We start from the raw sequence: 22744 nt of genomic DNA on the forward strand, positions 1-22744 counted from the left end.
GCAGTTTCGGCGCTGAGGATTGGAAGAGAGCCGCGCCTGAGTGTCGTCATGGCGCGGGAACACCGACGCCATCGAGAATTGGATATCCGGCCTGCCACGCCTGCACGCCGACGAGGTTCTCGCTATACGCGATCGTGTAGTTCCGCCAGATGACCGGAATGTGCGCAGGGACCATCTCACTTGTCCGTTCGGCAACGTCCATCATGAACTTTTCGCGACCGCCGTTGTCGACTGTGGCCTGAGCCTGCTCTATCAGGCGCATTACTCCCGGCACCTCGACCTTGCCGGGGTTGCCGATAGCTTCAGGGCTCAGATGGCGCCTAAGGAAGGAAGCGGGATCGAGATCCGGCACGAAATTCCTGATCCCGAGCGGAATGGACGAGTTTTCCCACGTCTCAGCGCCGGGGAGCGGAAATACTAGTTCGGCGGTCACGCCGATCTCAGCCCAACTCGCCTGTACTGCCATGGCGAGTTGCTTGTTGTTGGCCGGGGCAGACATCTCAAACACGAATCCGTGCGGGTACCCAGCGCCCGCTAGCAGCTTCTTGGCGCCCTCGATGTCATACGGAGCGTCAGCCAAATCGGCATTAAATCCGAAGCGATCGGATGCTATGAATTGATTCGCGGTGGAGGCATGACCGAACATAATGCCATCGACGATCCCTTTGCGATCGATAGCCATGGACAATGCCATGCGTACGCGAGGATCGGCAAGCTCGGGGCTGAGCGCCGGATTCATACTGATAGCGACAAGTTGAGCGCTTTGAAGCTCGTAAGTCCGGAGACCGGCTTCCTTGACGGCATCAGAGCCCTCGGGATCAATGATCCCTATGTCAATCTCCGAGGAGCGTAGTGCATTCACCATCCCGGTCGGATCGTTGACTTGCAACACGTTCACACCTGCCAGTTTCACCGCATCGGCGCTCCGATAACCCGGGTTTCTGACAAGATTCACCTCCGTTCCAGGGACCTCCTTGTCCAACACGAACATGCCCGTACCCACCGGAACGGAGAAGTCCCCAGACGTCACAATCTCAGAACTGAGGATGATTCCCGCGCGGCCGGCGAGCATCTCTGGAAAGCCCGCATCCGCGGACGCAAGCGTGATCCTGACGTGATGATCATCTATGGTCTCGACGCTGCGCACTCCTCCGAGATCGCTACGGACGTTCGACCCGACATCAGCGTTGTGAGCCAGCGTGAATTTTACGTCTTCCGCATCGAATGACGTGCCGTCGCTGAACTTCACGTTTTCACGTAGTGCGATGTCCCACGTGATGCCTTCGTCTGACGTGGTCCACTTCTCCGCCAGAACCGGGACGAGATTCAAGTCCGCATCCAGCCCAATCAGATTCTCGTACACGAGCTGATATATGGGGACGATAGTTGCGCCCGGCATTTTCGAAGGATCCCACGAGTTCTGTAGGAACCGTACGCCTACCGCGATCGTCGCGTCACGATCTGTTTCGGCGGATACATGTGATGCCTCAGGCTTTCCGTCTGCACAACCGGCGAAGACCATTGCCGCAATGGCTAGGCCTGCGCACGCGCCAAGACGAAAGTGGCGCGGCTGCATCTTGTTGTTCATGTCGCTCCTTTATGGGTCGATCACTCAAAATGTAATCAAACAACTTCGAACGCTAGGTCTTATGTTATATGTTGTCCCTCATGGACTCCAGAACCTGCCGGCTCTCACGAAGCCGCGACGGGACGCCCCAACGAGAGCATGAGCCGGTTGGCCCAGTTGAAGAAGGCAGCACTTTGAATCAAATCGACGATCGCGATGTCCTTCAGTCCGACGTCACGGAGTGCGGTGATGTCCTCGACATCGAACATGAGCGGGCTTTGTGTCAGCGCCTCCGAAGCCGCGATGATCGCATTCCATCGATCTCCCAGATCTACGCCCAGCCCTTCGTCAAGGAGACGATCCACGTCTTCTGTGCGCTTAGAGTAAGTGGCCGACTTGCGACCGTGGGCCGCGGCACACAGCACGCATCCGTTCGTTCGCGACGCCGCGGTCGCCGCCAGTTCTCGTTCCGCGCGTGGGAGCCCGCCGTCGGATTCCTTCGTGAAGATGTCACGGTCCATCAGCGTGCGCGCGCGAAGCACCTCAGGGTCACGCACCAGCAGACGAAAATAGTCAAAATCTGGATTCAGCGGAGTGAGCAAGCCTGCACGATGTCGGTCGGTAAACTCGTCGCTCGGCAGTGGCCCCAGCCATGGAACCCATCCGATGGTGTCGCGAGTGAAACCCTGAGGGTGCGGCAGGTCGTACGACAGCACGGTCGGACGCACAGAAATCTCGGTCATGCTGCCATCTCCTTCTCTAGAACACGCAGCCCCGCAGCAACCCGCTGCTGGAACACGCGGAACGACACCAACCGCGACAGAGAAATCACCGGCCCCGTCACGGATCGACTACGTCGCCCGCCGAAAGCACTCTTGCTCCCGGCGCTTCTTCTTAGCAAGAACTCAGCACACGCATCTGCACTCAGGGACAAGTCGTCGTTGTTTGTGGTGGACACGTTAGTTCAGGAGCGATCGGGTCGATCACGTACTTATAGGACCAATAACGGCCTCTTATACAGACCGACCCGGGTCACGCTCGACCTCATTATGGAACGAAGTCGTGGACACGACCCGTCAACAGAGAACGATGTTCCGTCCCTGGCGAGCTCAACAGTGAAACGAGGTGAGAATGTCCAAGCCTGAAGCCGAACACCGGGACCTCGACCTCGACCTGCGCACGCTTCGTATCGTCCGCGCCCTCACCGAGACGGGATCCATCTCGGGCGCAGCGCGCTCGCTCGGCCTGAGCCAGCCTGCGGTCAGCCAACATATCCAGCGCTCCGAGTCTCGACTCGGAATGCAGATCATCGTGCGCTCCGGACGGAGTATCGCACTCTCCGAGGCGGGCGCGAAGCTCAGCGACATCTCCGGAGATATCCTCGCAACAGTCGATTCCTGTCTCGCGCAGCTACGTGGGCTTGCCGACCTTCGGGCCGGCAATATCGCACTGTCTGGGTTCTCATCCGCATCCTCCACAATCGTGCCTCCTGTGCTGACAGCTCTCCGCCGCATCGCACCCGGCCTCACAGTCACCTACACCGAGGCGGAACCTGGAGACGCTCTAGCTGGCATCGCTGATGGAACAATCGATCTTGCCGTGGTGTGCAATTACCCACTCGATCCACTCGACCCGGTTTTGCTCGCGAGTCATCGCATCAAAACGATCGACCAGTTCGTCGACCCGATCTACGGGATCTTTCCGCGCGATCACCCGCTTGCCTCTGAGGACGTCGTCGAGCTCGCCGACATGGAAGATGACGAATGGATCGCAGGATGCCCGCGGTGCCGCGCTCACGTCGTGCACGCGAGCAGAGCCGTGGGCTTCGAACCTCGAGTGACGATGGAAACGGACAATTTCAGCGCGGTGCTCAGTCTGGTCGCCAGCGGGTTGGGCGTTTCTGCACTCCCGAAGCTCGCGATCGCCTCGGCTGTCGTTCCGCGGGGAGTGGCGATCAAGCGGATCAATCCGAGCGAAAGCCGTACTATCAGCCTCGCGTTCTCTGAAGATGCGACCGCCATCCCTGCCGTGCGTGCGGTGCTTTCGGCGTTTACCTCTATGGACGCCTCCAGATGGCGCCTCACCGAGTCTTCAGGGCGTTCATCCCTGTTCTTGCGGAACCGTGACCGTCTCGATGGTCACAGGGTGTGAGCAGCTGAGTTGCACCAGCCCACGGGCCGGTGATGCCCCGCTCCGGGATCTCGCAACACAAACATATGAGGAGGATCAACATGAACGACGTGACAACGAGCACATTGCAAGAGAGTCGGATTGATTCGCGTGCACTCCGCGATGTGCTTGGACATTACCCGACCGGTGTCGTTGTGGTGACCGGCATGAGTCCCGAGGGTGCACCACTCGGCATGGTCGTCGGCACATTCAGCTCCGTGTCGCTCGATCCACCGATGGTGTCCTTCATGCCGACGAAGAACTCCGAGACTTACGCGATGCTGCGCCAGGCGACGACCTGGTGCATCAACGTCCTCGCTTATGATCAGCAGGCTGAGACACGGACCCTCGCCCAGCGTGATCCACGCAAGTTCGACGGCGTCACGTGGGTAATTTCGGCGCATGGCGCACCGAGGCTCGACGCCGCTGTGGCCCACATTCACTGCTCACTCGCGCAGGAGATCGAGGCGGGGGACCATCTCATCGTGTTATGCGATGTGCAGGACGTCGAGGTGTCACGCCCAGTCACGCCCCTGCTGTTTTTCCAGGGCGGCTATGGCGGCTTCTCCACTACCGCTAGCGCCGCTCATGTGGACTCCGACCTCATTTCGGCGGTGCGCGTCGCAGAGGCCGCCCGTCCGCAGCTCACTGCACTCGCCGATCGCTTCGACTGCGAAGCTGTCGCACTCATCCAGATCAACGATCACGATCAGACGATCGGCGCGGTTGCTCGCACGGTCTCGGTGGATACTCACGAACGTCTTGGAGCGCGAATGGCACTCATCCCACCATTCGGTGAGACCTCGGTGGCTTGGAGCGACGAGCAGACAGCCAAGTGGCTCAGGCGTATCTCCCCATCTGACCCTGAGGTCGCAGAGATGTACAGGAAACGCCTCGCCGCAGTGCGCTCACGGGGCTACACCGCACACCTTCTTCCGGCAGGCCGCGAGGACGACCACCGCGCGTTCGGACAGGCCTTGCACGAATACTCGCTCGGACAGCTCACGCCCGCGCGTGACCGAGCCGTGCGGAGTGCGATCGCAAGGGCTGCAGATTTCTTCCCTTCCGAGCCGTTTGTCGACGATGCGCCCGAACACGTCATCACGCTCACCGTGCCCGTTTTCGACCCCACAACTACGCCACAAACGAATTCCGGTCTGGTCTTGCGTCTGGGGTCGATGCGGAAGACCATCACAAGTGCGCAGGCCCGCGAACGCGTCGCGGCATTGCAGCAGGCTGCCGCTGAGGTGAGCGAATCGTTGGCCGGCCCCCACCGCGGCGATCTCGAGCGCTACTTGAATTCAGGACTGCGCGAACGGACCTGACGCGGCGCGAAACCCGCAGCTCTCCAAGGGAGGATCCTCACAACCCACGAGTCTCGCCACCCTGCCCGAACCCATTCAATTAATGCAATGAACATGGATCGGTCGTATTGCCTGGTTTATACATCGAATGATGAATAACAACTGCATGCCACAGAGTTCCCCAGAGAAATAGCGAAGATCGTGCCGCATTCCTTCTGGGGTCCAATGAAGACAACTTCACCTGAAGCAAGATTGTCGACATATGAGTGCAATATCCGCCAGAGCGGTCGGATGTCACTATGTGACATTAAATGAGATCGCACCACACAATGGAGTGAAATGATCAAGGAAAAACGATTTGCCCGCAGTTGGCCAGCGATCGCCGCGGCAGTTCTGGCCGCCACGGCGCTCGCCGGTTGCGCCGGCGGCAATGTCGCGCCAAGCCCCACAGTCGCCGTAGAATTCGACCCGGACGCGACGCTTACTGTCGGTGTTCGCCTATTAGGGGACACATGGGACCCTTCTCGACAGCCCGGAGCGACGACCTCGCCGGTTGATGAGCTCTACTACGACACCCTCATCGGTCTGGACGCGGACCTCGCTCTGGTTCCAGAACTCGCAGAGAATTGGTCGAGCGACGACGATGGCCAAACCTGGGTTCTTGCGCTTCGCGAAGACGTTACATTCAGCGACGGCACAACATTCGACGCGCAGGACGTGAAGTCTACGCTCGAGCATTACGCTGCCGAGGGGTCCACTCTCCGATCCCAGTTGGCGGGCCTGAGCAGTGTTGAGGTCGTCGATGACCATCACGTCCGGGTTGTGCTCTCCACACCCAACGTCGAATTGCCCTCCCTACTGGCGGGCCAGGTGGGCACGATGCTGAGCTCAGACGTCATCACCTCCGGCGACTTCTCAGAACTCGTCGGCACAGGCAAGTTCATCATGGCGAGTTACTCCCCAGGAGTCGAGAAGGTGATGGTCGCAAATCCGGACTACTGGAATCCCGACGCGGTCAAGATCGCTGGCGTGACCGTCCGTGCCATCGACGACCCGGTCGCGATGGCCAACGCAGTCCGTTCCGGGGAGATCGACATGGCAGTCATCGAACCGCCGCAGGCCGCTTCGGTAGAGTCTGCCGGTGTTTCCACCTACGAAATCACCGGAGCACAACTGGTGACAGTGTTCCAGAACCCCGACCTCGCCCCCGAGCTCGTCGACCCGCGCGTACGCATGGCCTTAGCCATGGCAATTGATCGGGCCGGCATCATCGATGGGCTCTACTTCGGGAGGGGCGAAGAAGCGAGTCAATTCATCGCGCCAGGCCGCTTCGGGTTTAATCCTGATGTCGAACCAATTGCCTACGATATCGAGGGGGCACGTGCACTCTTGGCGGAAGCCGGATACCCTGATGGATTCTCGCTGCCTTACACGATGGCAGTCCAGGCAAACAGTAAACAGCTCGCAGAAACCATTCAGTCCAGTTGGGCCGAGATCGGCGTGAACATTGAGTTGACATTCCCGCCCGGCGGAGCCGGCGCAGAGGCCACGTGGGTCAAGCCCACGATTCCAATGTCACTGCCGAACCTCGTCCCGGGAATCGATCCGGCTTCATTCCTGTTGAAAAACCTCAGCCCCACGGCGCCTCGCAACCCAGGCAACGTCGAGGTGCCGGGCACGATGCAACTCATCCAACAGGCTCAGGTCACTGTCGACGACAACGACCGGGAGGCGATCTACCAGCAGATTGCAAGCCTCACCCGCGAGACAGTGTCGGCATACACGCCCATCATGTGGCGCAACTACACAGTCGCGTACAGTGACAAGCTCGTCGGTATGCAGGAATGGCAGGCAGGCTTTCCAATCCTGGATGGCGTGGGCGTAGCGAAGTAGAGAGTGGATCCGGCGGGCGAGAACCCGCCGGATCCACCGACTTACGCGGCGGGCATCCTCGATGGCGGTCGCGTGGATGCCGGTCGCGATCGGCCGGGGCCACGTTTCACCGTTTCCGCGAGTCTGCTGTAGCGCTTCTTCCCTGCAGCCCAATGTCCTTGCGATCTCCGCCCGCCAGAGCGGGTGGATTTTCTGCGGCTAGCAGGGCAGTGAAAAGCTGGGCAGGTGGGCGGCCACCGAGCACGGCGCGGGCCCCGTGAATGACCTTGTCCTCGACAGTATCCAGATGGCCGTACTCAGATCGGTCCCCTTCGTGTGATCTTGAGGTGTCGAGCCATCTCCGCATCTTGGCCCCAATAGCCTGATAGATGCTCTCGTGTCTCAACCGCATCGTGGCGTCGTCGACGAATCACGCAGCTTCATGAACCGCTCACGGGTGGCCGATTACGGACGACGCCCCGGACCCTTCTTCACACGCCGAATCGAAGACATCACAACTCCCAGAATGGACGAAGTGTTGCGACGACGGATCGAACCGCTGCGCCGCTAGTGTCCAGTTTTCGAGCGCCGCCGACGTTGTAGACCGAAACTTCAACCGACCAACCGGCAGTGGAACGTATCCTGGTCGGCCCTGTATGCCGTCGAATCCGTCCGTGTTGGAATCGACGTCGGATCACCTAGGAACGCGCTGTAATGCTGGTGGGTAGGTCGCGGAGAGCGTCGGTAATGCGGGAAAGCGCAGTCTGCAAGATTGTCGCGGGCATCGCAAAGTTAAGTCGCACATACCCTCTGCCGACTTCTCCGCAGGCTGCGCCGTCGGAGACCACGACGCCTGACGTCGCGCTGAGGTACCCCGCTGGAGAAAGAGAAGGGAACTCGAAAGCTCGGAGGTTGATCCAAGCCAGATATGTCGCTTCCGGCGATTCAAGCCCTACAGGCAAGCCACACGCCTCGAAATGGTTCACCACCAAGTCGCGATTCTCTTCGAACTGTCGTAACGTTCCGTCGAGCCAATCCCGTCCCGAGGTGTACGCCGCGCAGGTTCCGATGGCGCCGAGAATACTGTTTGAGTAGGTCGGAAAGAGACCGAGGCTCTGCCACCGGTCGTTATCGACATCACCGGAGAAAATCAGCTGGGCGGATTTCAGCCCGGCGATGTTCCACCCTTTGGAAGCGGAAAACGCTGTGATCGTGTGTGCGGCCGCCCCCGGAGAGGTAGACGCGTACGGGACGTGCGTGCTTCCAGCGTAGACGACCGGGGCATGGATCTCGTCGGCGAATACGCGGGCGCCATGACGCTCGACCACGTGACTCAGTGCATTCATCTCATCAACTGGCATGACCGTCCCGAGAGGATTATGCGGGTTGCACAGAATCAGAAGCCCCGCGCCGTCGGCGAGGTGACGCTCGATGACGGAGAGGTCAAGTGACCAGCCGTGTGACGATCGCCTCATCGGCACTTGGATGACTTCGCGGCCCATGCTCTCCGGAACCGTGAGGAATGGCATGTAGGCCGGAGTCGGGACAATCACAGCCGTGCCCGGGCGCGTGAAGTGCTCGATTGTGATGCGAAGTCCTGTCAGGACATCGGGAATGAGATGCACGTACTCAGAGCCCACGGCCCAACCAAAGCGATCACGGTAGAGATCAGCGCACGCGGATTCTGCCGCTGCACCTACCGCGGAAGGTACATATGCCAATTGCTCATCACCGATAGCGGCTTGAAGTGCTTCGACCACGGCTGGTGCGGTCCCGAAGTCGGACTCCGCGATCCACGCCCCGATCTTTCCGGGATGGTCTGCCCATTTGAGCGAACGCACGCGTGCAGTCGCCCGGTCGGCAGTTCTCTGCGACAGTTCCATTGCTCGCCTCGCCTCAGCTGTGCTCAATCAACGCCGTTGCGTCCCTGAATAGGTTCATTTATAGCGCTTCGTTCGGCTTGCGCTCGCGCGGATAATCAGGTGTTATCGCTTCCATAAGGGATCGACGACCGATATGTGCCACTGGATAGATTGCAATGAACATTAACGTCGAGGTTCCCCGGACTACGCATAAGAGTTAGCTCCCTGCCTCGCATAAGTAAAGGCTGTCCATCATTGATAGAACCCAACGGCGCAGCCGCGTGAGGATGCATCGAATCCGGTCGCATCACCCCAGAGCGAGCGGAGCCAGTGATGCTTGACCTTGTTATCCTCGTCGGGCATCCCGATTCAAGTTCCCGCTCACGGTTGGTAAGCGAACGGTTGGCAAAGACACTGTTTTCCGCAACCGGTGTCCAGCTCACGGTTGTGGAGCTAGCCGATCACCGGCACGAGATGTTCGGGACGTCTGCTGCGTTGGACGCCGCCGCCGATACGGTTTCGAGCTGTGATCTGCTCTTAGTCGCGTCACCCACATTCAACGGCGCTTACTCCGGACTGCTGAAAGCGTTCTTCGATCGTCAGCACATGGAGCTCGCAGGCGTGACCGCGATCCCGATCATGACGGGCGGCAACGCCGATAACGCACTCACCGTTTCGCTGGTCCTTGCTCCCCTCCTACTGGGAATGGGTGCAAGCCTCCCCTTCCCCGGGGTCTTCTTGACAACGGATCAGGTTGACGCACCCGGCGCGGAGTGGCAGTCAACATCGCAACGCGTGTCAGCGAGCCTCTCCCCTCACTCGGTCATCGGTCCATTCCTGAGGGAACACCCGATCGTGGGGGAATTTTAGAGGAGCGAGAAATAGGCCTGGTCATGAGGCCATGCGACAGGCTAAATCTCTTGGAAAGCAAGTGGCATGTGGTGAAGCCGGAAGTTCAATCTGCACCCTCGTTCCGACATCTAGCGGCGTTTGCTGTCCGACGCCGGCGTAGTGCCCGGCGCGAAGCGGTTGCTACGCGATCCCGGAGCGAAGCGGAGGGTGAGTCTGCAAATAGCGAGAGCCGGGAATGGAGCCGGCGGCGGACAGCTACGATCTCGAAGTCGGAGCGTGGTCCCCTGCCGACGCCATCGTTCATCGCACTCCAACCTGCTGCGACGAAACTGCACCGGCGAAATTCTCAAGGCCCAACGTCGACTCGTGCTGCGGAATTGTCCCGGGCGGGAGGTAGCCGGCCAGGTACCGTGCTTCGAGCGCCACGGCTTCGTCTACTCGATCTTCGAGGCGTTGTCGCGTGGCACTGTCGAGCGTGGCGTGATGGCCGCGTTCGGTCCCGGAGTCTCGGCAATGAGTTCGTGCCGCGTTGTCGGCGGCGCCGGCATCGGCCGCCAAAAGCGCAGATCGTGCTGCGCGAATCCACTCGGTGAGGCCTCGCAGATCCAACTCGTCCGACGTGTTCGGCACTGACGACGGTCGCGACTGCGTCGGTATCTCGTCACGTGCGGACCGATGCAGATCGTCTTGCGCTGCTCTGACGGCATCTGCCAGATCTGACTCCGGCAGGCCACGCATCATCCCGTCTGCGATTTCGTTACGTGCCGCCTCGTCTGAGTGAGCAATAACTATCGCTTCGTTGTGATGTCTCCCCCGGGTCAGACCGACGTACAGTCCCGATGCGTCGACACCTGGGCCGACGATGGATGTGTCGGTCGTTTCACCCTGGATGCCATGGACCGTCGTGGCATAGGCCAGTTGTACGTGCTCGGCAGCGTATTCGCGAGAGACCGTCCGGCTATCTGCCGCGTCGTCGATTCGCTGCAGTTCCACGACTGCGGGGCCGATCCGCGCGACAATCCAGATCGCACGGTTCTCAACCCCGATCTTGCGGTCATTGCGGCGGGTCTGCACGACGTCGCCTTCCAGAATCCGTTGCTCGTCGCGACCGATCGCGATCCGCCGCGTGTTGAGCTGTTGGCGCGAGATGCGCTCTTGTTGAATGGCGTCGTTGATCAACGAGGCTTCTTCGTTTGTTGCGGTGACGATGGCGACAGATTGGCCGCGGTCGTGATGATCGAAGTATCGCTTGGCGAGCACGGCGCGCACCGCGTCACGATCATCAGCACGGAGCACATGCTGACGTTCTTGAAGTTCTATTGCGGCATCCAATGCTTCGCTTCGGGTGTGTGGCGAGCGAAGCCGGAGTGTGAGCGCCGCGTACTCAGGATCCTCGAAGCGATGCACGCCGGCTAATTCAACGGCTTGACCTGCACGACGCGCGGCCAGCGCCATGGCACCAGCGTGTCCGACGGGGCTCGCCTGGTTGGGGTCGCCGACCATGACGATGCCGGCGCCTGTTTCGATCGCGAGTTGTGTCAAGGCGTCAGCGGTGTTGAGATCCAGCATCCCTGCCTCGTCTACGGCGATGCGGGCCGTCGCATCGAGCGGATAGCGTCTGGGGCCCCGGTAGACACGGTGATCGTTTGATGGGTCGCGTTGCCCTGGGCGCAGCCTCCACCAGAGGTCTGCGCTGGCGTCGTCCTTGCCCCAGCGCCAGCCATGATCGGCGAGAAGGGCATGGATGCTGGTCCCTGCCGCGCCGACTTCACGACTCGCAACCGCTGCGGCTTTCCGCGTCGGTGCGACGATGAGCAATCGCCGCTTGTTCGCCTCAAGTACCGTCTTCGCCACGCGCAGCATTGTCGTCTTTCCGGTGCCGGCCGGGCCCGTTACTGTCACAAGCCGGTCGTCTCCGGCAATGGCGTTGGCAGCGATGCGCTGGGAAGGATCGAGCCTGCCATCGTCCGGGACCGCGTGACGTGCTGCGTCGATGGGAACCTCGGATGGTCGCGTCCCGGATGCGTTGCTCAGCCATATGAGGCGCACGCCGAGTTCAGACTTCAACTGTGCGAACGTGCGCGTGACCAGCGACTTCACGTGTTGGGGCTTGCCGGTCACTTCGGGGATCAGGTCTCGCGTGTGCGCAAGCGCCCGGGCCGTCACGTCATCGACGAGGTTTTGCAGGTCTTGACGGGCTCCGATGGTCCCGCAGGTTGCGACGGCGCGCACCGCTCCGGCTCTGATGTCGAGCACGCTGAAGCGTCCGTTGCTCGCCTGCGATCGGTTATCTGCGTCGGCCACCGCGCGGCGTGCGAGCAGGTCGTAGTCCAGCACGTCCCGGTCGCGTGCTCGGGTGCTTATCGGCGCCCGAATGGCCATCACGTTGGCGTCGAGTCGCAGTAGCTCCCCCTTCGTGAGTGTGCTCCATTCGTCTTCGTTCACATCCGCCGGTTTTCCGGGACGGTTGATGGCCCACGCCTGCCGGTCAATGGACTGCACAACGTCAGGACTTGGTGAGTCCCCGGGGTGGGCAGACCTCCACGCTTCAAGAAGCATCGCCCGGTTCGCTTCAATCTGGTTCGAGCGACGAGACACGGCTCGAACCAGATGGGCGAGCTGTTCAATCTCGCCGTTTGCGTTGAGGGAGAATCCGTGCGCCGCAAGGGCAGACACCCACTCCGGGTCCGCACGCGCGGCCAACTCCCCCTCGGCATTGATGAGATTCTGCACGCGCATCGCAACGCGTGAGTCAACGTTGGACCACTTTCCGTCGGCTCCGCGAACACGCACGTTCAACCACAGGTGTCGGTGAATGTGCGGATCCAAAGCCCGCGATCTACGGTGCTGAAGCTCGACGACCTCCAGCCGCTGGAGGCGCTCACGGTTACGGCCGCCGGCCCCGCGCCGGGCGTTCAACTCGTGTTCCCACGTCATGATGATGTGATTGCGCAGGCGATCCTGCAGCGCCTCGTATGCATGCTCGATTTCGGGGTGCAGAAGCGCGGCGATGCTGAACGTTTTCGGGGCGTTGATGGTGCAATCGAGAATCAGATCGGATGCTGGTGATGCGAGTTCACGCCCGCGCCGTTCTCCGGTCTCTGGATCACGCCCGTCGACCCATTTGCTGAGCTGCTGCGCATCCAATTCGTCGCGCATGATCGTTCCGCGCTCGGCAACGAACCGGGCGACCGTTGAGGTATCGACTCTGCTATACGCGCCGAGCGCGTCAATGCCGCTGGCACGCAGGTGGCAATCGCAGCTTCCGCGGAACGCGTAGGCCATCGCCTGTCGAACTCCTTGTGAGCCCGCACCCCGTTTCCAGCGTTCGAGTCCTCCTCGCACGGCATCAGCGTACGCGAAACTTGCCTATTAGGCTAGAGCATTCACAGAAAGTGCCTGCGTGCATTCCCATTCTGTTCATCACTCTGCGATCGCCTCTTCCAGGAGGACTCGCGTCAGGCCTGCTCGATGAGGGTGAGCCAGGCGTTGAGCTCGTTGACTGCATCGGTGAGGCCGATGGTCAGGCCTGCGGATTCGGCTGCGCTGGTGAAACTCGATTCCCAGTGCGGGTGTGCGGTGCTTCTGGCCGGCCAATCGCGCTGCCTTCCGCCCGCCGCAGCGGCTTCGGCGGCGCGGCTGGTGAATACGTCCTCTATGGCGGCACGCACCTCACCTCGTGTCGGGTGCTGCGTTGCTTCGATAAGGTCGCGCAGTAGTAGGAGATCGATGACATCGCGGGCACGGTCGTTGACGAACGCGGGGGGCTCATGCGGGTCGGTGCAGGCATGGACCTTCTGCGCGATCTGGTACGCCATCGAAAGGCTCGTGAGGTGATCCGGGCTAGGCAGCCCGAACCCTGCCAGTGATGGAGCCGGGATGTTCTCCGGGAATCCTCCTGCGAGCCCTTCGTCTGGTGAGATCTCAATCTGCACTTTTCGCCATGTGACACCGTTCAGCGCGACGGTGATGCCGAAGCGGCGGGGCTTGACGATCCGATTCGGTACCTCGATGGTCTCGACCTCGCCGCGCACGAGCGTGAGGGGACCCCATTGCTCCGCGAGCGCCTTGTCTACCCAGGTGAGGAACTGGTCGAGGTCGCCACGCACGAGCCCGTCGATGTCCTTCGTGGTGCGAGACATGCCCGGAAGCCGGTACTGGAGCATCGTCCCGCCCTTCAGCAGAAACAACGGGGAACCATGCTCATCCACCGCTCGTTGCAGGGCTGCCGTTACGACGGTTGCGGCGACGAGCCACCCGAGCCGCGGGCCGGCGGTTCCGAGATGGTCTTGGGCTTGCGTGATCCAGGCATTGAGAATCCGCGCCGACGCGGGCGTCTTAACCTTCGGCGCGAGGGTGTTTAGCGAATCTGCGAGGTTCGCGGGGTCACGCTCGGCCATCACGAGACTCCAGTTCGACAGTCAGCTTCTCGCGGTCGGACGCCGGGAGGATGCTGGTGCGTCCTGCCCGGTCGAGCGCCTGCCGGATCAGGTAGGTAGGCACGCCCGAGGAGATGCCTTGTGAAATTGCCGTCGGCACGGTGACGATGCGGATGCCCTGCCACCATGTCACCTGCTGCGGCGACAAATCTTCGTAATGAACCACGAAACGCTCTCCGCCCGCACGACGCAGACGCCGATGACGCGCAACAGAGACATGGATGCGGTCGGGATTAATGTCGGTGATGTCCCACGCATCCAGAGCTGTGTCGTGGCTCAGGCATGCTTCCGGCACGCCCGTCCACAGGAGCGCGAGCTGGTACTGATCCTGCTCGGTCTCTGGCACCTGTGGGACCCGGTAGACGCCGTGCGCGGACCGCTCGATCCTGCCACGGGTGACCATCGTGGACAGCTCCGCGTGCGAGACACCCTCCTCGATGGCCTGCGCGGTCGTGATGAAGCCATGCTGATCCAGCGCAACCTCGCGTAGACGCTCCAACTTCGTCACAACAGCCATGTCAATACCTTAGCAAAAAGTAAAGGTATTGACACTACCCGGAACACTCTAGGGTGCCGAGCTGAGACGTTGCAACGTCCCGTCAGCGCTCATCCCCATCGCCCAACCGCGCCGACGCCTCAATCCAATCCTCCAGCTCGTCGAGCGCGTAGAGGATGAGTCGACCGATCTTCCGATACCGCGGTCCGCGCCGCTCGTATCTCCATTCGGCGAGCTTCTTCACGGTCAGCCCGGGGATGAGATCGGCGACTTCCTGCGGGCTGATGTATGTGTGATCCAGGCTCGGCGAGCTCGGACTGGTCAGCGTGGACATGACTTTCCCTCTCTTGCGTATCTGAAATCAGGATTGACACAAGTACACCCCTTAGACGTACACTCAGTCAAGGGGTTTCTGTGAATCTCTGGCGCGGTAAGGCAAACTAAGGGGGTGAAGGTTGACGTGAAGACTCTCGATGGCAAATCGATGACGTGGCGCTCTGCCACCCAGCCCGTGGGAACCGCGCTGCGCATTGCCCCTGCCCTGATCGCATCCACCACCGACGACGACACCGGCGTGGAAACCACAATCGAGGCGCAGTACCGGGAAGCCGAAGGGCGCTACATCGTCACCGCGATCACCAATCGCGCGACTCGTAAGGACTTCGACCAGCAGGCTCTCCGCCGTACGGCATCCGTTGCGATCCTGCAAGCGGCAGTCCCACAGTGCATCGCCGTGCATTTCAACGACGAGGACATCGATGCGAACTGGGCCAGAATCTCCGACCTCACCTCCGGCGAGGGCCGCATCATCCCGCCTTGGATGGCGAAAGCCGCGATCAAGCGCGGCGCCAAAGATGACCGCATGCACGTTGTCGAGATCATCTACGGTGCATCCGCCCTGGCCGGCATCCCTCCCGTCCGCGCGGTGCAGACAGAACTCGGAGTCCCGCACCGCACCGCTTCCGATTGGATCAAGAGCGCGCGCGCTGCCGGTCGACTCGAGGGCATGACGTACAACGTCGGCCGCCAGGCAGATGGGTAGCATCACCCCATACGACACGGCCAATGGCCGGCGCTACCGCGTGCGCTACAGGAAACCCGATCACACGCAGACAGACAAGCGCGGTTTCACAACGAAACGTGAGGCCGAGCGCTTCCTCGCTTCAGTGACGATCGCGAAGGCCACCGGTGATTACATTGATCCCTCGCTATCGCGGGTCACCGTCGGCGCACTGGCAGCAACGTGGCTGGCGTCAAAGCGCCCTCCGGTCCTGAAGCCTTCTTCGTACCTCCCGCTGAAGACGGCATGGCACGTGCATGTCGAACCTCGTTGGGGGCAGCGAGAGTTGCGTTCGATCTTGCCCTCGGAAGTGCAAGCGTGGGTGACCGAGCTGGCGACAACACGTTCGCCATCGGTCGTTATCCGCGCACTCGGCGTTCTAGCCGGGGTCTTGGACATGGCGATCGATGACCGGCGGATCTCCCGAAACCCGGCACGCGGACTCCGCAACCTTCCCCGGCGCTCCGGCCGCAAGCGTCGAGTCTATCTGACCCACAAACAGTTGCTGATTCTCGCGCGGGTCTCCGCCCATCCCACGCTCGTGATGGTCCTCGGGTATTGCGGGCTGAGATGGGGCGAGGCCACCGCGCTGCGCGTGCGACACGTCAACCGCGTGAGACGACGTTTCAACGTCGAAGAGAACGCGGTGCTGGTCCGATGGCAGATTCATGTCGGCACTCCGAAGACGCACGAACGCCGATCGGTGCCGTACATGGCCGCGCTTACGCCGCTCGTCGATGCCGTGTGTGAAGACAAAGAACCCGACGATCTACTCTTCGGCAATGGCAAGACGCACATGAAGCGCGAGAATGATGACAAGTCGTGGTTCGCGGTTGCCGTCAGACGAGCCCAGAAAATCGATCCGACAATCCCACGGCTCACACCTCATGATCTTCGTCACACCGCAGCATCTCTTGCAATCAGCGCGGGCGCGAATGTGAAGGCCGTCCAGAAAATGCTCGGTCACGCATCAGCCGCGATGACCTTGGACACCTACTCAGATCTCTTCGAGGACGATCTTGACGCGGTCGCGGCACAGATGGAAACAGCTGCTGCTACTGGCCCACACAGCGTCCTCGACGTCAGCGCTCTGCTCGACGCCGAGCAGCGTTTCGGCCGATTCTGACGCGGTTTTTCCGGACCCAATCCCACCGAAGTGTGGGCAAAGTGTGGGCAAACGGCCCATTTTCGGCGTTTTCCGCGTCTGCGATCCCAGTGTTTTCTAGGCAGAATCGATGGTGCCCCTGGAGGGAGTCGAACCCCCAACCCTTTCCTTAGGACGGAACTGCTCTTCCATTGAGCTACAGAGGCTGGCCCGACCAGTCTAGCCAATCACGCGAGCTCGGTTCGCTCATCGGCAGCCGCAATCAGGTGCTGGTCGTGTGATGCGACAAGCACGGCGATACCGTCGTCGAGCAACCCGCGCAACAGAGTGATGAGCTGATCAGCCGTGGCGCGATCCAGGCTCGCAGTCGGCTCGTCCGCCATCACCACGGCAGGGCTCAGCAGCAGTGCCCGTGCGAAGGCCACCCGCTGGCGTTCACCACCGGAGAGCCGCTCCGGGAAGTAGGTCGCGCGATCTCCCACACCCAGCCGGTGCAGCAGGTCCCGCGCACGACGCGAGAATGCACGCGTGCGACGGTCAGGAACGGCGGGCAACAGCACATTCTCGAGGGCCGTAAGCCCTGGCACCAAGAACGGCCTGTCGCACCCAGCTGACCTCCTCGACCCGCTCCTGACGTGTGGCATCCACGGGCAGCAGCGTCTCATCCAGGGACAGCGCCGACCGACGGCGTCGCAGCTGATTTCGTGACAGGTTCCTCGCCGTCACCAGCATCCATGGCAGCCGCCAGGCGACCACGAAGACATCCTGAGTGATGTCATCGGCATCCGAATCATCGCGCAGCATGCTCCACGAGTAGAGATACACCGCCTTCGAGTGACGCTCGAATAACGTCGCAAAGGCACCCCGGTCACCTCGTCGGGCGAGCCTGATCAGCTCGGCGTCGGCGTCTTCGATGTACATGGATCCTCGCGGGTCGGGAAAGGTCTCTCACCCTGTACTGTCGGGATCCAGCAAATCATGACATCCGAATTCCGGAAATCTGAGTCCTCACGCCGCCAGAGCCAAATAAGGTTCCCAACACGGATCGCTACGCTCGGTCCCTCGAACCGTCCACGAGGATCCTCGCGGCGGCCGCGGGCTGAACCGCAGCTGCCACTGCATCTCCTGCGGCGTGCGGTCGCTCTTGACGTTGTTGCACCGCAGGCAGCAGGCGACAAGATTCTCCCAGGAATACGCTCCGCCGCGTGAGCGCGGCAGAACATGATCGATCGTGGAAGCTGACTTGCCGCAATAGCCACACCGATGGTCGTCTCGTCTCAGCACGCCGCGTCTGGTTACGGGGACACGCCGGCTGCGAGGGAGACGAACGTATCTCGCCAGCACGATGACGGCGGGACGATCGTAGGCGCCACCTGCCGCCCAGACAGGATCATCCTCCACGCGTTCCACCACGGTGGCCTTCTGATTCATGACGAGCACCAGGGCTCGTTTGAAGGACACCACCGCGAGCGGTTCATACCCGGCGTTCAGAACAAGTGTGCGCATCGTCTTCCTCTCGATCCGCCGGGACGGCTTCCCGGCACTCTCGACTCACACGACGCCACACGGACGACAGAGGAAAGTACGCAGGAACCAAAAAAGGCGCCGTCTTTACAGACAGCGCCTTTCGCACACGACAAGCTCAGTGCATCCCTGCGGGCAATGCCGAAGAACGTAACGACCGAGTGCATCCATGGTGCGGATGCTCGGTATTCGTTCCATCGGCTTTCTCCCATCCGTGCGACGACGGGTACAGGCTAACCCATCGTGCCGACAGATGACGAAACAGCAGGTGAACGCTCAGACGCGTGTTGCGTTGGAGGTCACGGGAAAAAGATCAGCCAGCGTTGGCTGCGAGCCAAGAGTACGGCTCGACGAGCGAGCCTCCGTACCAGACCTCGAAGTGCAGGTGGTTCGCCGTCGAGCGTCCCGTGCTTCCGACGAATCCGATGAGCTGACCGGCGCCAACGCTCTGCCCAGCCTGGACTTGCCGGGAGCCGTAGGTCATGTGGCCGTAGGTCGTGGAAACGCTCTGTCCGCCGACGACGTGATCGATCATGACCGCCACACCGTAGCCGCCGATGCTCTCGGCCGAGGCTCGGACCACACCTGCAGCTGTCGAGTAGATGGGCGTGCCCTGGGGCGCGAGCATGTCGACACCGTTGTGCCCGCCACCGATGGTGCGTCCCTGGTTGTACGAGCCCTGCGGGAGCGGGTAGCGCACTTCACCCGAACCCGGCGAGACCAGCTCGTAGTTGCCAGGGTTGAAGTTCCTCGGTGTGGAAGCCACGGAAGCCGCGGCCGCAGCTGCGGCGCGAGCGGCAGCTGCTTCCTTTTCCTTCTTCTCCGCGATCTCCTCAGGAGTCGTGGCGGTGTACGTGCCACGGTCAAGGGGCGCTGCGGTGGCTTGAGAGGCGACCACAAGCGACTGTGCGTCGTCGAAGGCAACCTGCTGGAGCGTCGCGGTGGCGTCAACCGGAGCGCCGGAAGATGCGAATGAGGGAAGCGCGATTCCAGCAACCAGAACACCGACGGCGCCGAAGATGGCGATCGAGCGCATCGGCTTGATCATCTTGCGTGCGGCGTTACGAGGGGCGACAGCGAGCGGTCGCTTCGGAAGTTTTTCGGGTGTGGTCGTGGTTGATTCAATATCTAGGGCCAAAAGGTGATCCTCCTGCGCCTCGGCGCTCGGGTGGCGCTGGCTCGTCGGCACTTTGCTTATCGGGGCATCTGCTCGGGGCACGCAATGCGATCTATCCGCGAAGATGACGAGCCGGTGAGGCAATCTTCGCGGGTTTGCCGCCAGCGGGCTTTCTTCACTGGCGACTTGTCCGAGGTTACCGGATGATAACGATTCTGTCACCCTGGGTTGTGGACAACCACCCGAAAGCGGGTGCCACACAGCTACCAGGCACGGCCCGTCAGGCCGGATCGCCCACCAAGAAGATGTGCGAAGCAAGCTCAACCGGAAGCTCAAGTGCCTCGTCGTTGCCGTCCATCTGGATCAGCACATAGCCCTCGTTGAAGCGATAGTTGCCGTGCGCACCGGGCAAGACGCCCGCATCGCGCAACTGCTCCAGCAGCTCGGGATCGACCTGCGCCGGCTCGGCGAGACGGCGCACCGTTCCTTCGATCGGCTCACCGGCAGCGTTGAGCTTCTGCACGAGCCCGATGACGCCCTGATCAAACGTGCGCGCGGCAACATCACCGAGCTGGTCAAGGCCAGGGATCGGGTTGCCATACGGCGATTCGGTGGGGTGGCCGAGCAGCTCGATGAGGCGGCGCTCAACCTGCTCGCTCATCACGTGCTCCCAACGGCAGGCCTCTTCATGCACGTAAGCCCAGTCCAAACCGATCACATCCGCCAGCAACCGTTCTGCCAGACGGTGCTTGCGCATCACGTCGACAGCCTTGCGCCGGCCAGAGTCGGTCAACTCGAGTGTGCGATCCTCGGCGACGATGACGAGCCCATCGCGTTCCATGCGCCCGACGGTCTGCGAGACGGTTGGACCGGAGTGTCCGAGTCGCTCCGAGATGCGGGCGCGCAGCGGCACGATGTTCTCCTCCTCGAGTTCGAGGATGGTGCGGAGATACATCTCCGTTGTGTCGATCAAATCTGCCATTAGGCCCTCCGGGGTCTTCTTAGGTAAGCCTACCTTCCCGCGCAGACGCCGGAGTTGGTCACAGTGAAAGTGGTCATGTCCGCGCGCGCCTAGAATCAACGCATGGCGATCGAGATACCCCGTGACCTTCTGCCCGTTGACGGCCGCTTCGGCTGTGGCCCCTCGAAGGTGCGCCCAGCGCAGCTCGAAGCGCTGGTGGCATCCGGTGCCAGCATCCTCGGCACTTCACACCGCCAGGCCCCGGTGAAGAACCTCGTCGGCAGCGTCCGCGAGCAGTTCGCGAGCCTGTTTCGCATTCCGGAAGGTTATGAGATCCTGCTCGGCAACGGCGGATCGACCGCGTTCTGGGATGCCGCAGCATTCGGCCTGATCGAGCGCCGCAGCCAGAACCTCACCTTCGGGGAGTTCGGCGGCAAGTTCGCCAAGGCGGCCGGCGCCCCGTGGCTCCAGGCCCCCGACGTACGCAAGGCAGAGCCCGGATCGCTCGTCGCGGCAGAGATCGTCGACGGCGTCGACGTTTACGCGTGGCCACACAACGAGACCTCCACCGGTGTCGCAGCCCCCGTCGAGCGCGTGGCCGCCGACGGCGCCCTCACCGTGATCGACGCGACCAGCGCCGCGGGTGGCATCGACTTCGATGTGACCCAAGCCGATGTCTACTACTTCGCACCGCAGAAGAACCTCGGCTCGGATGGTGGCCTGTGGTTTGCTGCGGTATCGCCGGCTGCGATCGAGCGGATCGAGCGGATCGCGGCATCCGATCGCTACATCCCCGAGTTCCTGAGTCTGAAGAACGCGGTCGACAACTCCCGTCTGAACCAGACGCTGAACACGCCGGCACTCACGACCCTGCACTTGCTGGACAACCAGCTGAAGTGGATCAACGACAACGGTGGGCTCGCCTGGGCTGGCGCGCGCACGGCGGAGTCGTCACAGGTGCTCTACGACTGGGCAGAGGCTTCCGCTATCGCGACTCCGTTCGTCGCTGACCCCTCGCACCGTTCCCCCGTCGTCGTCACGATCGACTTCGACGACAGCATCGACGCCGCGGCGATCGCGAAGACACTGCGCGCCAATGGCGTGGTAGACACCGAGCCGTATCGCAAGCTCGGGCGCAATCAGTTGCGCGTCGCGACCTTCGTCTCGATCGAACCGGATGACGTACGCCAGCTCACCCGTTCGATCGACTACGTGCTCGCGAACACCGCGGGCTGATCCACGCAACGAAATAGGGGCCGGCATCATGCCGGCCCCTATTTTTGTATGTGTCGTCTTCGTATGTGTCGACGAGGATCACTCCTCTTCGTCGGACTCTGCCTCTTCATCGAAAGCGACCACGGTCTCGTCATCGAAAGCCACTAGGGACCCGTCGTCAGCATTCGGCTCATCGATCGCCGAATCGTCAAGCTCGTCGATGTCGACACCGTCGAGGTCGCCAGCGTGCAGCACGCGCGACTCCGAGGGGTCGTCATCGTCGTCGTCGTCAAGATCATCGTCGTCGGACTCGTCTTCATCGGATTCGTCGTCTTCATCGGACTCGTCGTCGGACGCATCAGAGACCTCAGCCGTCTCGCCGGCCTCCAGCGCCGCCGCTGCGGCCTGCTCGGCAAGCTCCACCTGGTGTGCACGATAATCCGCAAGCCGCTCAGCCCACGGCACCCACTCCGGCGCGAGCAACGCACCCTCGTTAGGCATCAACTCGATCTCGAGCACGGTCGGCTCGGCGTCTTCAACGCGCGCCACAGTGACCGTCCAATACCAGCCCGGGTAGCCCGGCAGGCGGTTCTCGAAGCGCAACGATACGGAGCCGTCGTCCTCTGCCAGGTAGCCCGCAGGCGGGCCAACCGTCGAGGCAGGAGTGATCTCGTGCAGCGCGGCGAGCGCGAGATCGTGCGCACCGATCAGGTGCGCGTCAGGCTCAGGCATCGAGGTCATCAGCAACCTTTCGCAAGACTGCTGCGATCTTGTGACCCTGGGCGCTGGCCGGGTATCGCCCGCGGCGCAAATCGCCGCCGATCCCGTCGAGCAGCTTCACCAGATCCTCGACGATGATCGCCATATCGTCTGCGGGCTTGCGCTTGGCCTTCGAGAGGCTGACGGGAGCTTCGAGCACGCGCACGGACAATGCCTGCAGACCGCGCTTGCCGTCGGCTACACCGAACTCCACTCGAGCCCCTGCCTTGACAGTGGCGTCGGTGGGCAGGGCGGAGGCGTGTAGGAAGACGTCCTGGCCATCATCGCTGGCGATGAAGCCGAACCCCTTCTCGTCGTCGTAGAACCTGACCTTGCCGGTGGGCATGGGAAAACCTCGCTGTGTGATGGTGCCGAAAAATTGCATCGCGTCCATGCGCGACCACCCATCAGCCTACCGGTGTTCCAGGCACTAAGCTGAGAC

General features: G+C 61.8%; 21 protein-coding genes and 1 tRNA gene. 7 read left to right on the plus strand and 15 right to left on the minus strand.

Going from position 1 to position 22744, the window contains the following annotated elements; genetic code table 11:
- Window positions 1-46: 46 nt before the first annotated feature.
- Window positions 47-1588, minus strand: a complete 1542-nt coding sequence (locus ACSU1G_RS14875) for an ABC transporter substrate-binding protein (RefSeq protein ID WP_439280737.1) — start codon at window positions 1586-1588, stop codon at window positions 47-49.
- A gap of 104 nt (window positions 1589-1692) precedes the next feature.
- Complete coding sequence (locus ACSU1G_RS14880; RefSeq protein ID WP_439280738.1) at window positions 1693-2310, minus strand: alkylhydroperoxidase domain protein; 618 nt, start codon at window positions 2308-2310, stop codon at window positions 1693-1695.
- 388 nt (window positions 2311-2698) lie between these two features.
- On the opposite strand from ACSU1G_RS14880, the gene ACSU1G_RS14885 reads away from it, so the two are divergent.
- The 3 genes from ACSU1G_RS14885 to ACSU1G_RS14895 all read left to right on the plus strand — a co-directional run bounded on the left by ACSU1G_RS14885 (window position 2699) and on the right by ACSU1G_RS14895 (window position 6933).
- Window positions 2699-3718 carry a LysR family transcriptional regulator gene (locus tag ACSU1G_RS14885; protein ID WP_439280739.1) on the plus strand — a complete coding sequence of 340 codons (1020 nt, stop codon included), beginning with the start codon at window positions 2699-2701 and terminating at the stop codon, window positions 3716-3718.
- Window positions 3719-3750: 32 nt separating this feature from the next.
- Complete coding sequence (locus ACSU1G_RS14890; RefSeq protein WP_439280740.1) at window positions 3751-5061, plus strand: flavin reductase family protein; 1311 nt, start codon at window positions 3751-3753, stop codon at window positions 5059-5061.
- 318 nt (window positions 5062-5379) lie between these two features.
- Window positions 5380-6933: an ABC transporter substrate-binding protein gene (locus ACSU1G_RS14895; protein WP_439280741.1), complete on the plus strand. Its 1554-nt coding sequence runs from the start codon at window positions 5380-5382 to the stop codon at window positions 6931-6933.
- A gap of 677 nt (window positions 6934-7610) precedes the next feature.
- Here ACSU1G_RS14895 and ACSU1G_RS14900 read toward each other — a convergent pair.
- Window positions 7611-8795 carry a MalY/PatB family protein gene (locus tag ACSU1G_RS14900; RefSeq protein WP_439280742.1) on the minus strand — a complete coding sequence of 395 codons (1185 nt, stop codon included), beginning with the start codon at window positions 8793-8795 and terminating at the stop codon, window positions 7611-7613.
- A 312-nt stretch (window positions 8796-9107) separates the two neighbouring features.
- Between ACSU1G_RS14900 and ACSU1G_RS14905 the strand changes: the two genes are divergently transcribed.
- The gene (locus ACSU1G_RS14905) at window positions 9108-9644 is read left to right on the plus strand and encodes an NADPH-dependent FMN reductase (RefSeq protein WP_439280743.1); all 537 of its coding nucleotides are present in this window, start codon (window positions 9108-9110) and stop codon (window positions 9642-9644) included.
- 282 nt (window positions 9645-9926) lie between these two features.
- Here ACSU1G_RS14905 and ACSU1G_RS14910 read toward each other — a convergent pair whose 3' ends face one another.
- The 4 genes from ACSU1G_RS14910 to ACSU1G_RS14925 all read right to left on the minus strand — a co-directional run bounded on the left by ACSU1G_RS14910 (window position 9927) and on the right by ACSU1G_RS14925 (window position 14895).
- The gene (locus ACSU1G_RS14910) at window positions 9927-12911 is read right to left on the minus strand and encodes an AAA family ATPase (RefSeq protein ID WP_439280744.1); all 2985 of its coding nucleotides are present in this window, start codon (window positions 12909-12911) and stop codon (window positions 9927-9929) included.
- Between the two features lie 173 nt (window positions 12912-13084).
- Entirely contained in the window at window positions 13085-14026 is a 942-nt protein-coding gene (locus tag ACSU1G_RS14915; protein ID WP_439280745.1) for a nucleotidyl transferase AbiEii/AbiGii toxin family protein, read from the minus strand.
- Entirely contained in the window at window positions 14013-14582 is a 570-nt protein-coding gene (locus ACSU1G_RS14920; protein WP_439280746.1) for a type IV toxin-antitoxin system AbiEi family antitoxin domain-containing protein, read from the minus strand. Before ACSU1G_RS14920 ends, ACSU1G_RS14915 begins: the two co-directional genes overlap by 14 nt.
- A gap of 82 nt (window positions 14583-14664) precedes the next feature.
- Window positions 14665-14895: a helix-turn-helix transcriptional regulator gene (locus ACSU1G_RS14925; protein ID WP_439280747.1), complete on the minus strand. Its 231-nt coding sequence runs from the start codon at window positions 14893-14895 to the stop codon at window positions 14665-14667.
- Window positions 14896-15009: 114 nt separating this feature from the next.
- Here ACSU1G_RS14925 and ACSU1G_RS14930 point away from each other — a divergent pair, with 114 nt between their 5' ends.
- Together ACSU1G_RS14930 and ACSU1G_RS14935 are read left to right on the plus strand one after the other, a co-directional pair.
- A complete protein-coding gene (locus ACSU1G_RS14930) occupies window positions 15010-15603 on the plus strand; it encodes a hypothetical protein (protein WP_439280748.1) in 594 nt (197 codons plus the stop codon).
- Window positions 15596-16747, plus strand: coding sequence for a tyrosine-type recombinase/integrase (locus tag ACSU1G_RS14935; RefSeq protein ID WP_439280749.1), 1152 nt, complete (start codon window positions 15596-15598; stop codon window positions 16745-16747). The genes ACSU1G_RS14930 and ACSU1G_RS14935 overlap by 8 nt, the downstream gene beginning before the upstream one ends.
- A gap of 110 nt (window positions 16748-16857) precedes the next feature.
- Here ACSU1G_RS14935 and ACSU1G_RS14940 read toward each other — a convergent pair.
- The 6 genes from ACSU1G_RS14940 to ACSU1G_RS14965 form a co-directional block, all read right to left on the minus strand.
- A tRNA-Arg gene (locus ACSU1G_RS14940) sits at window positions 16858-16932 on the minus strand.
- Between the two features lie 21 nt (window positions 16933-16953).
- On the minus strand, window positions 16954-17280 hold the full coding sequence (locus ACSU1G_RS14945; RefSeq protein ID WP_439280750.1) for an ATP-binding cassette domain-containing protein: 327 nt from the start codon (window positions 17278-17280) through the stop codon (window positions 16954-16956).
- Window positions 17264-17647: an RNA polymerase sigma factor gene (locus ACSU1G_RS14950; RefSeq protein WP_439280751.1), complete on the minus strand. Its 384-nt coding sequence runs from the start codon at window positions 17645-17647 to the stop codon at window positions 17264-17266. The genes ACSU1G_RS14945 and ACSU1G_RS14950 overlap by 17 nt, the downstream gene beginning before the upstream one ends.
- A gap of 87 nt (window positions 17648-17734) precedes the next feature.
- Window positions 17735-18232, minus strand: coding sequence for an HNH endonuclease (locus tag ACSU1G_RS14955; protein ID WP_439280752.1), 498 nt, complete (start codon window positions 18230-18232; stop codon window positions 17735-17737).
- Window positions 18233-18563: 331 nt separating this feature from the next.
- Window positions 18564-19286: a M23 family metallopeptidase gene (locus ACSU1G_RS14960; RefSeq protein WP_439280753.1), complete on the minus strand. Its 723-nt coding sequence runs from the start codon at window positions 19284-19286 to the stop codon at window positions 18564-18566.
- 361 nt (window positions 19287-19647) lie between these two features.
- Window positions 19648-20349 (minus strand): metal-dependent transcriptional regulator, encoded by a 702-nt coding sequence (locus tag ACSU1G_RS14965; protein WP_439280754.1) that lies wholly within the window; start codon window positions 20347-20349, stop codon window positions 19648-19650.
- A gap of 102 nt (window positions 20350-20451) precedes the next feature.
- On the opposite strand from ACSU1G_RS14965, the gene serC reads away from it, so the two are divergent.
- Window positions 20452-21564 (plus strand): phosphoserine transaminase, encoded by a 1113-nt coding sequence (gene serC, locus ACSU1G_RS14970; protein ID WP_439280755.1) that lies wholly within the window; start codon window positions 20452-20454, stop codon window positions 21562-21564.
- 78 nt (window positions 21565-21642) lie between these two features.
- Here the strand turns inward: serC and ACSU1G_RS14975 are convergent, their stop codons facing one another.
- Complete coding sequence (locus tag ACSU1G_RS14975; protein WP_439280756.1) at window positions 21643-22284, minus strand: DUF3027 domain-containing protein; 642 nt, start codon at window positions 22282-22284, stop codon at window positions 21643-21645.
- Window positions 22268-22648, minus strand: coding sequence for a cold-shock protein (locus ACSU1G_RS14980; protein WP_439280757.1), 381 nt, complete (start codon window positions 22646-22648; stop codon window positions 22268-22270). The genes ACSU1G_RS14975 and ACSU1G_RS14980 overlap by 17 nt, the downstream gene beginning before the upstream one ends.
- Window positions 22649-22744: the final 96 nt, after the last annotated feature.

The sequence above is a fragment of the Microbacterium sp. A93 genome (assembly GCF_051842835.1).